Genomic DNA, 13740 nt, shown 5'->3' on the forward strand with positions numbered 1-13740 from the left:
TGTGATCAGGCGAGGTCCAGTTCGGTCGCGACGACGATCTGGGCCTCGCCGGTCACCTCGAAGGCGGAGTTCCCGTCGTCGTCGACGGCGTCGACGATGAAGCAGGACTCCTCGCCGTCCGGGACGGTCTCGTAGGCGTAGGACGTGGTCCCGGCGCTCACGTAGTAGCCGGGGGAGAGGGAGCACACCCGCTGCTCCTCGTCCCCCCACAGATAGCCCCGGCGCACCACGTAACGCGCCAGGTCGGGCGTCGGGTTGGCGTCCCAGGTCACCAGGAAGCCGTACTCGGTCGGCGTGACCTCGACGCCGGTCACCGCGGACGGCGGGGTGAGGTCCCTGCGCGTTCCGCCGACGGCGGCGGACCGCGCGGACTCGTTGCCGGCCGCGTCGAGCGAGCTCACCCGGTAGTGGTAGGTGGCGCCCTCGGCGGCCGTGGTGTCCAGGTACGAGTCCGCGGAGCCGCTCGCGACCCGGGTGTACGTCCCGTCCGCGGTGTCCGCCCGGTAGACCCGGTACGAGGACGCCCCCTCGACGGCGTCCCAGCCGACCCGCAGCCCCTGCGGCTCGGAGCCGGTGCTGAGCCCGGCCGGCACGCCGGGCGCGGTGCGGTCCGCCGTGGTGACCGGCAGGGCCGCCGTCCACGGGGACACGTTGCCCGCCTTGTCGTAGGCGCGGACGGCGTACTCGTAGCCGGCGCCGGTGGCCGGGAGGGTGCCGTCGGTGTACGACGTCGACGTCGTGGTGGCCAGCGGGGTGCCGGGGAACGAGCCGCCCTTCACCCGCCGGTAGACCCGGTAACCCGCGAGGTCCATCTCCTTGTTCCTCGCCCAGGCCGTCTTCGCCTTGCCGGTGGCCTGGTCGTAGGAGACGGCGGCGCCCGCCGGGGTGAGCGGCGCGACCTTGTCGACGGTGGCCGAGGTGCGGGGCGCGTAGCCGAACCTGACCTTGGCGGACCCGGTCCAGTTGACGTACTCGACGCGCAGGGTGTGCTTGCCCTTGGCGAGGTCGAGGTCGACGGTCTTGGACACCGTCGTGGAGACGTTCTTCCAGAGGTTGATCCTCAGCAGGCCGTCGACGTAGACCCGGATGCCGTCGAGCCCGGACGCGCTGAGGGTGAAGGGACCGCCGGACCCGAAGTCCCGGTTGAGCGTCCAGCGCACCCCGAAGCCGTTGGCCGGCAGCCCCGAGGCCGGGGCGCCGGTGCCCCAGTTCTGGTCGATCGCGCTGTCGCAGTCGGTCTTCCTCGGCGTGCCGGAGAAGGTGGTGTTCGCGTAGAACGTCCGCTTGAACACCGGGGAGGTGCAGGTGACCGCGGCGGATGCGGGAGCGGCGACGGCGGTGAGCAATGCGGCCGTGGTGGCGAGCACGACCGCGGCGGCCGTGCCTCTGGCTGGGTTCATTCGGTCCTCTGAGCGGTGCGGAACAGCCGGGAAGCTGTCGTGATCACGACTCGCGAGGGGTGGGGTTGGTTGTACGGAGGGGGCGTAACGGGTGTTTGGAGGGGATTCCGCCATACCTTCACAAGCCAAGCGGAGCGTGGTGTTGCGGGTTCGTTAAGTGATTCCGCTTGACGCTGGGGGGCGGTGCCGCGTTGGCTTTTCAGTCACCTGGGTCGCAATGCTGCGCCCGCGTCCGGAAGGCACCAGAAGTGAGCTCCCCAATGCGTCGTATCGCCATATGCGTGGCCGCGTCCTCGATGACCCTTTCGCTGTCCGCCTGTGGCGCCCTGGGAGTGTCGGGAGACAGCGCCGACGCGAGTCCGACCAAGGGGAACGACATCACGGTGGGGCTGCTCCTGCCGGAGACGGCGAACACCCGGTACGCCAAGTTCGACCACCCGATCATCCGGGCGAAGGTGGCCGAGCTCACCGACAACAAGGGTCAGGTCGTCTACGCCAACGCCGACGCGAGCGCCGGTACGCAGGGCACCCAGATGGAGAAGATGATCGACGACGGCGTCGACGTCATCCTGCTGGACGCCGTGGACTCCACGTCCATCGCGACCCAGGTGGAGAAGGCCAAGGAGGCCGGTATCCCGGTCATCGCCTACGACCGTCTCGCCGAGGGCCCGATCGACGCGTACATCTCCTTCGACAACGAGCTCGTGGGCGAGGTGCAGGGCCGCTCCCTGATGTCCGCGCTCGGCGGTGACGTCGACACCTCGACGAAGATCGTCATGATGAACGGCTCGCCCACCGACCCCAACGCCAAGCAGTTCAAGGCGGGCGCGCTCTCCGAGCTCAACGGCCAGGTGACGATCGCGAAGACCTACGACACCAAGGACTGGAAGCCGGAGAACGCCGAGGCCAACATGACCGCGGCGATCGAAGACATCGGTGTCAACAACATCGCCGCCGTGTACTCCGCCAACGACGGAATGGCCGGCGGTGTCATCAAGGCCCTGGAGGCCGCGGGCGTCACCGAACTGCCGCCGATCACCGGTCAGGACGCCGAACTCGACGCCGTGCAGCGGATCGTCGCCGGCGAGCAGTACATGAGCGTCTACAAGTCCTACCCCGAGGAGGCCGAGGCGGCCGCCGAGATGGCGGTGGCCAAGGTCCAGGGCAAGGACATCAAGTTCGACTCCCTGACCGCGGACCGGGTCGACAGCCCCACCACCAAGGACATCCCCGCCCAGCTCGTCCCGGTGGTCGCGCTGACGACGGAGAACATCAACGACACCGTCGTCAATGACGGCATCTACAAGATCGCCGAGATCTGCGCCGGCAAGTACAAGGCGGCGTGCGAGGAGCTCGGGCTCAAGTAGTGGTCACGGCCCAGGTGTGCTGGAGGGCTCGGTTCCGTGCGGACCGGGCCCTCCGGCGCGTCCGCGTCGTGTCCGGAAACCGTGTTCGGGTGAGCGGGTTCCATAAGCGGACACACCAGGGCCAGCCGGGCCTCCCGGGCCCCTGAGGCGTGTTGCGGAGCACGTCCCGTCCGCGCATAGTTGCGCTGCGGAAGACGCGGAAACCGGGGGTGGGATGGGCGATGGCCGGGCGCGGGACGGACGGGCATCCACACGGTGCTGACCGGCTGTGCGAGGCCGGGGATCGGGTGTACTCCCGGGCCGTACGGCGCGGCCGTGTGCCCCGGGCCGAGGCGGAGGCGGTGCCCTGTCTGCTGGAGCTGGCCCTGCTGCACCCGGACCCCGACGACATGGCCTGGCTGGTGCCGACCTCCCCGCAGGAGGTCATGACCCGGCTGCTGCGCGGGGTGTACGACGAAGTCAGCGCGAGCCAGCGGCGGATGGGCTCGGCGGTGGCCGCCTTCGAGTGGTACGCCGGACTCGGCCCGCTGCCGCAGAACGCCGTCGCGGAGGGCAGCGCGATCCGGGTCCTGGACGGGCTCTCCCGGATCCAGGCCGCGATGGACGCGGCCACCGACGCCTGCACCACCGAGGTGCTCACCGTCCAGCCGGGCGGGATCCGCCCCGAGCACGAGCTGACGGAGGGCCTGCACCGGGCGATGGCGCTGCGCGCCCGCGGGGTCCGGATGCGCGACCTGTACACGCATGTGGCCCGGCACGGGCAGGGGCTGCTCAACTACCTGGAGCTGATGGGCGACGCGGTGGAGGCGCGGACCCTGGAGGAGGTCATCGACCGCCTGATCCTGTTCGACCGTACGGTCGCCTTCATCCCCGCGAACGCGGACCGCACCCTCGCCCTGGAGCTGCGCCATCCCGCGCTCGTGAACTACCTGGTCACCGTCTTCGAGCGGCTGTGGCGGCTCGCGATCCCGCTCACCGCGCCGCTGCCCGAGACCGGCATCGAGGGCATCTCCTACCGGGAGCGGTCGATCGCCGCGCTGCTCGCCGAGGGGCACCAGGACGCGGTCATCGCCGAGCGCCTCGGCATCAGCGTGCGCACCTGCCGGGCCCATATCGCCAGGCTCTCGGAGACGCTGGGCGCGGCGAGCCGCACTCAACTGGGCGTGCGGATCGCCCAGGTGGGCCTGGTCGGTCCGGCGCGGGCCGCGGATGTGTCGCCGTCGGCTATGAGCCTGCCTGATCGAGGATCCCGGACCGCCCGATGAGATAGCCGAGCTGGGCCCGGCTGGCGCTGCCCAGCGTCGCCGCCAGCTTGGCGATGTGGACGCGTGCGGTGCGGACGTTCAGGCCGAGGCGGTGGGCGATGACCGTGTCCGTGTGCCCTTCGACGAGCAGGGCGGCTATGGCGCGCTGGCGGGGGGTGACGCCGTCGCGGACGGGTTGCTGGACGGCCTCGGGGTACATGGGGGTCGCCAGGCGCCAGAGGCGGTCGAAGGCGGTGGCGAGGAAACCGACGATCGCGGGGTGGCGGACCTCCAGGGCGAGCGTGCGGTCGGCGTTCGCCGGGATGAAGGCCACCGCGCGGTCGATGACGATGAGACGCTCCGTCACCTCGTCCAGGGTGCGGGCCTCCGCGTCCCCGCGCAGCCGCTCGTAGCGGGCGATGACGGTCGGCGCGTGCCGGAGAGTGTGCTGGTAGAGAGTGCGGATACGGCCGCCGCGGTCCAGCAGGGCCTGGTCCCGGGCCAGGGCCTCGACGTGCACGTTGGGCGGCGCCAGAGTGTGCGTGACGTGCGGCTGTACGGCGAGCAGCTCGGAGGATCCGGACATGGCCCCGGCGATGGTCCTGCCGATGCGGTCGAGGCCGCTGAGGACGGTGACCGACGGGATGTCCGACGGTCCGCCGCCGGGGCCGGGGATCCGCATGAGAGGCTCGAACATCGCGGCCAGCCGCTCCTCCCGGCGGCGTTCGTCCGCGATGCGCTCCTCCGCCGTGCGCAGCAACTGGTGGAGAGCCACGGCCGGGGCCAACGGTTCGAGCCGGTTGGGGGCCGTCACGCCGGCATGCAGCAGGCCGAGTTCGGCCAGGCAGGGCGCGGCCTCGGCATCGGCGACGCTCACCTGCCCTTCGCGCAGGGCCCGTTCGTACAGCTCGGTCGCTGCCTCGCACAGGTCTTCCAGGCCGTGCTTCAGGTGCGGCGCCGGGATCATTCGGTCACTCCCCCTGATTGAGGATGCCTGATGCCGCGATGAGGTAGCCGAGTTGGGCGCGGCTCTCGCTGCCGAGGGCGGCGGCGAGTTTGGCGATGTGGACACGGGCGGTACGGACGTTCAGGCCGAGCCGGTCGGCGATGACCGTGTCGGTGTGGCCCTCGACGAGAAGGGCGGCTATGGCGCGCTGGCGGGGCGTGATGCCGTCGCGGACCGGTTGCCGGACCGCGTCGGGGTACATGGGCGTGGCCAGGCGCCAGAAGCGGTCGAACACGGTCACGTAGAAGGTGACCAGGGCGGGATGGCGGACCTCGACGGCGAGGGTGCGGTCCTTGCTGGCCGGGATGAAGGCGACGACGCCGTCGATGACGATGAGACGGTCGGTGACCTCGTCCAGCGTGCGCACCTCGGCGTCGCCGCTGAGCTGTTCGTAGCGGGCGATCACGGCGGGGGAGTGCCGGAGGGTGTGCTGGTAGAGGGTGCGGATACGGCCGCCGCGGTCCAGCAGGGCCTGGTCGCGGCTCAGCGACGCGGCGAGGCGGGTCCCGACGTCCTGGCCGGTGAACGGCTGGATGGTGAGGAGTTCGCCCGAGGCTTTCGCGAGGGCCGCCTCGATGGCCTGGTTGATCCGGGCGACGCCGTTCAGCACGCTGACCGACGGAGCGTCCGCCATGGCCGTGTACTGCCCGGCGATGTCCATCAGGGGGTCGAACATGTCCGCCAGCCGGGCCTCGCGCCGCCGCTCGTCCGCGATGCGGTCCTCGACATCGCGCAGCAGCCGGTGGAACGCGAAGGCCGGTGTGACGGGCCGCAGCCGGCGCAGGTCCGCGAGGTCCGGTTGCAGCAGCCCGAGGTCGACCAGGCACGGCGCCGCGTCCGCCGCCTCGGCGGGCACCCGCCCTTCGCGCAGAGCGCGCGCGTACAGGCTCAGGCCCGCCTCACACAGTTCCTCCGCTCCGTGCGTGTGCGGCTCGGTCACGGGTGGCCGTCACCTCCCGCGATCGGCTGGTCGGGCTTCAGGATCCCCGACTGGGCGATGAGGTAGCCGAGTTGGGCGCGGCTGCCGCTGCCGAGGGCGGTCGCGAGCTTGGCTATGTGGGCCCGGCAGGTGCGGACGTTCATCCCCAGGCGGCGGGCGATGGCCTCGTCGACGTGTCCTTCGACGAGCAGCTTCGCTATGGAGTGCTGGATCTCCGTGATGCCGTCGGTGTCGGTCTCGTAGGGGGCGCCCGTGCTCAGCGGCACCGCGCGGCCCCACATGAACTCGAAGACCTTGATCAGGTAGCGGACGAGGCCGGGATGGCGGAGTTCGAGAGCGACCTCGCCGTCGGACCGGGTGGGGATGAAGGCGACGGTCTCGTCGCAGATGATCAGCCGCTCGACGAGTTCGTCGATGGTGCGGTACTCCACCTTGCCGCTGGCGAACTGGGCGACGTAGGCCAGCGTTTCGGGGCTGTAGCGGGCCGTGTGCTGATAGAGGGTCCGGATGCGGCAGCCGCGCTCGATCAGTGGCCGGTCGCGCTCCAGCCCCTGGGCGAGGGTGTGTTCGGGCCGGCGGCGCATCGGCTGGACCGTGAGCATCTCGGTCGTGCACTGGGCGGTGGCCAGATCGAGTGCCGCGTTGATCCGGTCGATGCCCTCCAGCACGGTGATCGAGTGGGTGGTCGCCGGTGCCTGCGCGCTGAGCGTCATGAACGGCTCGAATGCTTCGGCGAGTTCGATCGACAGCCGCCGCCGTTGGGTGATCTCGTGCTCGATCGGGCTGAGCCGCTGAGCCAGTGCGACCGAAGGGGCGACCGGACGCAGCCAGTTCGCGTCATCCGGGTCGGGGTGAAGAAGGGCGAACTCCATGAGGCAAGGAGCGGTCTCCACGTCCGTTCGCGCGATACGTCCCGTCCGGAGTGCGATCCCATAAAGACGGCGACCCTCGTCACACAGCTCGGTCAGCGCGTGCGAATGTGTCCCCTTAGTCTCATTCGTGGCCAATTCTCCACCCCCCAGGGTCCTGAACGTGCAGGAACATGATGCACCGATCGTGTGGCCATGACGTGCCGGAATGGGCCATCGTCTTAATCGACGGGGGAGAGGTGACCTTCAGATGAGGACGAAGCCGACTATGCATAAGAAGATGCTTCGCTCGGCGCTTGCCGCCGCCTTCTCCGCCGTTGTGGCTTTCGGGGTGCTGAGTGGCCTGGCGGAGGCGAAGGGCGACGCCCGGGCGGACAGTACTTGGCGCACGAATGCCGCGGCGGCCGTGCCTGGCGACAGTACGTGGGTGGTGGCCGCATCCGACCCGGCGGGCGGTGGGTCTACGGACGACAGCACTTGGGTCGCCGAGTCATGACCACCCCACCGGACGACCGAACCTTCCGACGCGAAATGGCCACCGCCTACCGATCCGGCTGGCACTTCATCGATCTGGTCACCGCCATCCCCCACGCTGGTGACTCGCTCATGGTGACGGTCTTCGGAGAGCCGGTTGTCGTCACGCGGGACGAGGACGAGGACGTGCGCGCCTATCGGTGCCTGCGGCGGCCCCGCGGGGCGCCACAGCCCGTGCGGTGTGCCATCCGATACGGAATGATCTTTGTGAACCTGGACCAGCGCGACCACCAGCAACTGGTGGACCCGGAGGTCCCGGCCCCCCGGACAGTCTCAGCCACCCCCCGCAGTGCCTGACGCGATTCCCCCGTCGTAACAGATCGCTCAGGTGCTTCCCCCCGCAGCGGCGTCACCGTGACCTGAACACGGTGACGCCGCTGCAGTTTTACGGGACATTTCCGGGCATCTGCCGGATGCCGCGCTGGCCGAAAAGTATCGGTCAGCCGCGCCCCATGGCCCGCTCCAGTTCGATCTCGATCACCACACGCGCCGGGTTCGGCGAGGGAGTGCGCTCATAGCGCTCGGCGTACCGCCGCTCGGCCTCCGCGATCCGCTCCGGCTCGGTGCGCACCCGCGCCCGCCCCTCCAGCGTCGCCCAGCGCCGCCCGGCCACCTGGCACACCGCCACCCGGGCCCCGTCCGGACCGGCGGCCAGCACATGGGCGACCTTCATGCTCGCCTTGTTCGCGATCACCCGGGCCAGCCCCGCCCCGGGGTCGTAGGTCACCCCCACCGGCACCACGTGCGGGCTCCCGTCCGGGCGCGGCGTGGTCAGGGTGCACAGGTGCCGTTCCCGCCAGAAGCTGAGATACGCGGCGTCGGGGGCGGCGGGATCCACGGAGTAGCTCATGCCGTCGGAACTTAGCCGCCGGAGTCTCCCGAGCACATACTTGAGTGGAATAGACTCAACTTTGTGTACGTTGGATGAGTCAGCGTGGATGAGGGCTGCTCGCCCGGCTGTCGACAGGAGGAGATTGCGAACGTGGACGCAGAGCTGACCAACCGGAGCCGGGACGCCATCAACGCGGCCAGTAACCGGGCTTTGACGGAGGGCAATCCGGACCTCACGCCCGCCCATCTGCTCCTGGCTCTGCTCCAGGGGCAGGACAACGAGAACATCGTCGACCTGCTGGCCGCCGTCGAGGCAGATCAGGCCGCCGTCCGCGCCGGGGCCGAGAAGGTGCTGGCCGGGCTGCCGAGCGTGACCGGGTCCACCGTGGCGCCGCCGCAGCCCAACCGGGAGCTGCTCGCCGTCATCGCCGAGGCGGGCGCCAAGGCCAAGGAGCTCGGCGACGAATACCTCTCCACCGAGCACCTGCTGATCGGGATCGCCGCGAAGGGCGGTCAGGCCGGCGACGTACTCTCCCAGCACGGCGCCACCGCGAAGAAGCTGCTGGAGGCGTTCCAGAAAGCAAGGGGAGGACGCCGGGTGACCACAGCCGACCCGGAGGGGCAGTACAAGGCGCTGGAGAAGTTCGGCACCGACTTCACGGCCGCCGCGCGCGAGGGCAAGCTCGACCCGGTCATCGGCCGGGACCAGGAGATCCGCCGGGTCGTCCAGGTGCTGTCCCGCCGTACCAAGAACAACCCGGTCCTGATCGGGGAGCCCGGCGTCGGCAAGACCGCCGTCGTGGAGGGGCTCGCCCAGCGGATCGTGAAGGGGGACGTGCCCGAGTCGCTGAAGGACAAGCGGCTGGTCGCGCTGGACCTGGGCGCGATGGTCGCCGGGGCCAAGTACCGGGGCGAGTTCGAGGAGCGGCTGAAGACCGTCCTCGCGGAGATCAAGGACTCCGACGGGCAGATCATCACCTTTATCGACGAGCTGCACACCGTCGTGGGCGCCGGCGCCGGCGGGGACTCCGCCATGGACGCCGGGAACATGCTCAAGCCCATGCTCGCGCGCGGCGAACTGCGGATGGTCGGCGCCACGACCCTGGACGAGTACCGCGAGCGGATCGAGAAGGACCCCGCCCTGGAGCGGCGCTTCCAGCAGGTGCTGGTGGCCGAGCCGACGGTCGAGGACACCATCGCGATCCTGCGCGGGTTGAAGGGCCGGTACGAGGCCCACCACAAGGTGCAGATCGCCGACAGCGCGCTGGTCGCCGCCGCCACCCTCTCCGACCGCTACATCACCTCCCGCTTCCTGCCCGACAAGGCCATCGACCTGGTCGACGAGGCCGCCTCCCGGCTGCGGATGGAGATCGACTCCTCCCCGGTCGAGATCGACGAACTCCAGCGCTCCGTCGACCGGTTGAAGATGGAGGAGCTGGCGCTGAGCAAGGAGACCGACCCGGCCTCCCGGGAGCGCCTGGAGCGGCTGCGCCGCGACCTCGCCGACAAGGAGGAGGAACTGCGGGGCCTGACCGCCCGCTGGGAGAAGGAGAAGCAGTCCCTGAACCGGGTCGGCGAGCTGAAGGAGAAGCTCGACGAACTGCGCGGCCAGGCCGAACGGGCCCAGCGCGACGGCGACTTCGACACCGCCTCCAAGCTGCTCTACGGCGAGATCCCCACCCTGGAACGGGACTTGGAGGAAGCCTCCGAGGCCGAGGTGGAGGCCGCCAAGGACACCATGGTCAAGGAGGAGGTCGGCTCCGACGACATCGCCGACACCGTGGCCGCCTGGACCGGCATCCCGGCCGGGCGTCTGCTGGAGGGCGAGACGCAGAAACTTCTGCGCATGGAGGAGGAGTTGGGCCGCCGGCTGATCGGCCAGGCGGAGGCCGTGCAGGCCGTCTCGGACGCGGTACGGCGCACCCGCGCGGGCATCGCCGACCCCGACCGGCCCACCGGCTCCTTCCTCTTCCTCGGCCCGACCGGCGTCGGCAAGACCGAACTCGCCAAGGCCCTGGCCGACTTCCTCTTCGACGACGAGCGGGCCATGGTCCGCATCGACATGTCGGAGTACGGCGAGAAGCACAGCGTGGCCCGGCTGGTGGGCGCGCCTCCCGGCTATGTCGGCTACGAGGAGGGCGGCCAGCTGACCGAGGCGGTGCGCAGGCGGCCGTACAGCGTCGTGCTGCTCGACGAGGTCGAGAAGGCGCACCCGGAGGTCTTCGACATCCTGCTCCAGGTGCTGGACGACGGCAGGCTGACGGACGGTCAGGGCCGTACCGTCGACTTCCGCAACACGATCCTGGTGCTGACCTCCAACCTGGGCAGCCAGTTCCTGAGTGAACACAGCCTCGCGGACCCGCTCGCCGGCGCGCAGGAGAAGAAGGAGCGGGTCCTTGAGGTGGTGCGGGCCGCCTTCAAGCCGGAGTTCCTCAACCGGCTCGACGACCTGGTCGTCTTCTCGGCGCTGTCCAAGGACGAGCTGGGCCGGATCGCCCGGCTCCAGATCGACCGCCTGGCCAAGCGCCTCGCGGAGCGCCGGCTCACCCTGGAGATCACCGACGAGGCCCTGGCCTGGCTCGCCGACGAGGGCAACGATCCGGCCTACGGCGCCCGGCCGCTGCGCCGGCTGATCCAGACGGCCATCGGCGACCGGCTCGCCAGGGAGATCCTCTCCGGCGAGGTGAAGGACGGCGACACCGTCCGCGTCGACGCCTTCGGCGACGGCCTGATCGTGGGCCCGGCGACCGGCAAGACGCTGTAGCGCCGTTCCCGGCCCGACGACGACCCGCCCCGCACACCGCCGGGGCGGGCCGCCGTCGTCACAGGGTGAAGGCGGAGAAGCGCACCAGCGCGGTGGTGGCGTCCTCGTACTCCACGCTCACCCGCACCACCTGCGCGCCGGCGTCGGGATGCCCCGCCGGATCCTCCGCGGTCACACACAGATCCGCGTCATGGACACCGCAGCCGCCCGTCTCGGGCACCGGGGCGAACGGATACGTCAGGGCGAGCCACTCCTCGACGTCCGCCCGGGGCATCCGGAAGCGGGCGCCGTAGTGGAGATCCTGGAAGCCGCGCTCCTCGCACTCCCCGATCACCTCGGCACCCTCCGGCAGCTCGGCCCCGCCGAAGTGCAGGACGTCCGCGCAGGGCACCGGCTCGGGTCCGCCCCCGAGCAGGCCGCCGTCCTCCGTCACCGCCCACGCGGTCAGCGCGACGATCCCCGCGAGGACCAGCACCGGCACCGCGACGAGGGCGGCGAGCAGCCGGCGGCGTCTCCTGGACAAGATCCGCGTCCTCGGCTCAGCCCACCAGCAGCCAGACGGCCATCAGGGTGAGGAAGCCGGTCACGGCCAGCACCGGCAGTCCGAGGATGAGCGCGACCATCCACCACCTGGTGTACCCGGCCGCTCCGCCCTGTGTCATCGCCATGGACCCACACCCCTCGCTCGCCGCACCGGCCGCTACCGGCCAGATCATGTCAGCCGAAGGCTGACAGGCCCCGGCGGGGCTTGCCACCCCCCTCCCCGCATGGGGGAGGATGGCGGGATCCGTACGAAGGGAAAAACACGGTGAGCATCGACCCGTCCTCGATTCCGAACTTCGGGGGCCAGCCCGAGCCGCAGCCCCAAGGACCGGCGGGCCCCGTCGTCCCGGATCAGGACCTCGTGAAGCAGCTCCTCGACCAGATGGAGCTCAAGTACGTCGTCGACGACGAGGGAGACCTCGCGGCGCCGTGGGAGCAGTTCCGCACGTACTTCATGTTCCGTGGCGAGGGTGACCAGCAGGTCTTCTCGGTGCGGACCTTCTACGACCGCCCGCACAAGATCGACGAGAAGCCGCAGCTGCTGGAGTCCATCGACGACTGGAACCGTCGCACCCTGTGGCCCAAGCTCTACACCCACACCCACGACGACGGCACCGTCCGCCTGATCGGCGAGGCGCAGATGCTGATCGGCACCGGCGTCAGCCTGGAGCACTTCGTCTCCTCCACGGTCAGCTGGGTGCGGGCCGCCATCGAGTTCGACAAGTGGCTCGTCGAGCAGCTCGGTCTGGAGCAGGAGATCAACGACGCCGAGAAGCCCGAGGGCGACGAGGAGTAGTCGGCACCGCACACGGCGCACTCGCACGAGAGCCCGGCCAGGGCACCGGTCACCACGACCAGGTGCCCGGGGCGGGCTCTTGCCGTATGCGGGGGAGTCAGCCCGCGAGCCGCTTCAGCCGCTGTACGGCCTCCTGGAGCACCTCAGTGCGCTTGCAGAACGCGAACCGGACGAAGGGCGCCCCCGCGTCCCGGTGGTCGTAGAAGACGGCGTTGGGGATGGCGACCACCCCGGCCCGCTCGGGCAGGGCCCGGCAGAAGGCGAAGCCGTCGCTCTCGCCGAGGGGGCGGATGTCGGTGGTGATGAAGTAGGTGCCCGCCGAGGTGAACACCTCGAACCCCGCCTCCGCCAGCCCCGACGCCAGCAGATCCCGCTTGGCCTGCATGTCCGCGCGGAAGCCGGCGAAGTAGGTGCCGGGCAGCGCGAGCGCCTCGGCGACGGCGTACTGGAACGGCCCGGAGGCGACGTACGTCAGGAACTGCTTCGCCGAGCGCACCGCGCTGACCAGTGCGGGCGCCCCGGTCACCCAGCCGACCTTCCAGCCGGTGAAGGAGAACGTCTTGCCCGCCGACCCGATGGTGACCGTCCGCTCCCGCATCCCGGGGAAGGTCGCCAGCGGCAGGTGCTCGGCGCCGTCGAAGACCAGGTGCTCGTACACCTCGTCCGTGACGACCAGCAGGTCCCGCTCCACGGCCAGCTCCGCCACCGCCGCCAGCTCCTCGCGGGTGAGGACCGTGCCGGTCGGGTTGTGCGGGGTGTTGATCAGCAGCAGCCGGGTGCGGTCGGTGACCGCGGCACGCAGCTCGTCGAGGTCGAGGCGGAAGTGTCGATTTGCGACTCCGTCGCGTGGGCCCCTCGACGGGCGCAGGGTGACCGGGACGCGGCGGGCGCCCGCCATCGCGATACAGGCCGCGTAGGAGTCGTAGTACGGCTCCAGCGCCACCACCTCGTCGCCGGGCTCCAGCAGCGCCAGCAGCGCCGCCGCGATGGCCTCCGTCGCGCCCGCCGTCACCAGCACCTCGGTGTCCGGGTCGTGGGCCAGCCCGTACAGCCGCTCCTGGTGCGCGGCCACCGCCAGCCGCAGCTCGGGCACGCCCGGACCCGGCGGGTACTGGTTGCCGCGCCCGTCGCGCAGCGCGCGCACCGCCGCCTCCCGGATCTCCTCGGGCCCGTCCGTGTCCGGGAATCCCTGACCCAGATTGATGGATTCGGTCCGCAGGGCCAGCGCCGACATCTCGGCGAAGATCGTCGTTCCGAACTCGGCGAGGCTGCGATTCAGAAGGGGACGCGCGCTTGAGGTCATGGCGGCCATCCTGCGCCGAAGCTCTGGAGTTCCTCAACTCTGCTTTGGGGCGCGAGCGGGGAGGGCATTTCCCGTTCACGCAGCTGGCGAGGCGCCCACGGGGGGCCGCTTCGGGGGAGCTGCGGAGACATGAGAGGAGGGTG

Annotated in this window: 13 protein-coding genes; 5 read left to right on the forward strand and 8 right to left on the reverse strand. The window is 70.5% G+C overall.

Annotated elements, in window-relative coordinates; translation table 11 throughout:
- Nucleotides 1–5 precede the first annotated feature (5 nt).
- A complete protein-coding gene (locus STRCI_RS21815; protein ID WP_269660637.1) occupies nucleotides 6–1400 on the reverse strand; it encodes a fibronectin type III domain-containing protein in 1395 nt (464 codons plus the stop codon).
- Between the two features lie 260 nt (nucleotides 1401–1660).
- On the opposite strand from STRCI_RS21815, the gene STRCI_RS21820 reads away from it, so the two are divergent.
- On the forward strand, nucleotides 1661–2767 hold the full coding sequence (locus tag STRCI_RS21820) for a substrate-binding domain-containing protein (protein ID WP_269664610.1): 1107 nt from the start codon (nucleotides 1661–1663) through the stop codon (nucleotides 2765–2767).
- A gap of 221 nt (nucleotides 2768–2988) precedes the next feature.
- Nucleotides 2989–4032, forward strand: coding sequence for a helix-turn-helix transcriptional regulator (locus STRCI_RS21825; RefSeq protein ID WP_269660638.1), 1044 nt, complete (start codon nucleotides 2989–2991; stop codon nucleotides 4030–4032).
- On the opposite strand, the gene STRCI_RS21830 is transcribed toward STRCI_RS21825, so the two are convergent.
- From STRCI_RS21830 to STRCI_RS21840, 3 genes are read right to left on the reverse strand one after another with little or no spacing between them, the layout of a single operon-like run.
- On the reverse strand, nucleotides 3992–4978 hold the full coding sequence (locus STRCI_RS21830; protein WP_269660639.1) for a helix-turn-helix domain-containing protein: 987 nt from the start codon (nucleotides 4976–4978) through the stop codon (nucleotides 3992–3994). The two genes, STRCI_RS21825 and STRCI_RS21830, sit on opposite strands and share 41 nt — an antisense overlap.
- Before the next feature lie 4 nt (nucleotides 4979–4982).
- Nucleotides 4983–5957 (reverse strand): helix-turn-helix transcriptional regulator, encoded by a 975-nt coding sequence (locus STRCI_RS21835; protein WP_269660640.1) that lies wholly within the window; start codon nucleotides 5955–5957, stop codon nucleotides 4983–4985.
- Complete coding sequence (locus tag STRCI_RS21840) at nucleotides 5954–6925, reverse strand: helix-turn-helix transcriptional regulator (RefSeq protein WP_269664611.1); 972 nt, start codon at nucleotides 6923–6925, stop codon at nucleotides 5954–5956. Before STRCI_RS21840 ends, STRCI_RS21835 begins: the two co-directional genes overlap by 4 nt.
- A 393-nt stretch (nucleotides 6926–7318) precedes the next feature.
- Between STRCI_RS21840 and STRCI_RS21845 the strand changes: the two genes are divergently transcribed.
- Nucleotides 7319–7657: a Rieske (2Fe-2S) protein gene (locus STRCI_RS21845; protein ID WP_269660641.1), complete on the forward strand. Its 339-nt coding sequence runs from the start codon at nucleotides 7319–7321 to the stop codon at nucleotides 7655–7657.
- A gap of 142 nt (nucleotides 7658–7799) precedes the next feature.
- On the opposite strand, the gene STRCI_RS21850 is transcribed toward STRCI_RS21845, so the two are convergent.
- Nucleotides 7800–8210 (reverse strand): pyridoxamine 5'-phosphate oxidase family protein, encoded by a 411-nt coding sequence (locus tag STRCI_RS21850; protein WP_269660642.1) that lies wholly within the window; start codon nucleotides 8208–8210, stop codon nucleotides 7800–7802.
- 132 nt (nucleotides 8211–8342) lie between these two features.
- On the opposite strand from STRCI_RS21850, the gene clpB reads away from it, so the two are divergent.
- Nucleotides 8343–10955 (forward strand): ATP-dependent chaperone ClpB, encoded by a 2613-nt coding sequence (gene clpB, locus STRCI_RS21855; protein WP_269660643.1) that lies wholly within the window; start codon nucleotides 8343–8345, stop codon nucleotides 10953–10955.
- A 58-nt stretch (nucleotides 10956–11013) separates the two neighbouring features.
- Here clpB and STRCI_RS21860 read toward each other — a convergent pair whose 3' ends face one another.
- Nucleotides 11014–11478: a hypothetical protein gene (locus tag STRCI_RS21860; RefSeq protein WP_269660644.1), complete on the reverse strand. Its 465-nt coding sequence runs from the start codon at nucleotides 11476–11478 to the stop codon at nucleotides 11014–11016.
- A 16-nt stretch (nucleotides 11479–11494) separates the two neighbouring features.
- A complete protein-coding gene (locus STRCI_RS21865) occupies nucleotides 11495–11623 on the reverse strand; it encodes a hypothetical protein (RefSeq protein ID WP_269660645.1) in 129 nt (42 codons plus the stop codon).
- A 140-nt stretch (nucleotides 11624–11763) separates the two neighbouring features.
- On the opposite strand from STRCI_RS21865, the gene STRCI_RS21870 reads away from it, so the two are divergent.
- Nucleotides 11764–12294 carry a YbjN domain-containing protein gene (locus STRCI_RS21870; RefSeq protein ID WP_015658966.1) on the forward strand — a complete coding sequence of 177 codons (531 nt, stop codon included), beginning with the start codon at nucleotides 11764–11766 and terminating at the stop codon, nucleotides 12292–12294.
- 97 nt (nucleotides 12295–12391) lie between these two features.
- Here STRCI_RS21870 and STRCI_RS21875 read toward each other — a convergent pair whose 3' ends face one another.
- Nucleotides 12392–13606 (reverse strand): pyridoxal phosphate-dependent aminotransferase, encoded by a 1215-nt coding sequence (locus tag STRCI_RS21875; protein ID WP_269660646.1) that lies wholly within the window; start codon nucleotides 13604–13606, stop codon nucleotides 12392–12394.
- Nucleotides 13607–13740 lie beyond the last annotated feature (134 nt).

The organism is Streptomyces cinnabarinus (assembly GCF_027270315.1).
GTDB classification, from domain to species: Bacteria; Actinomycetota; Actinomycetes; order Streptomycetales; family Streptomycetaceae; genus Streptomyces; species Streptomyces cinnabarinus.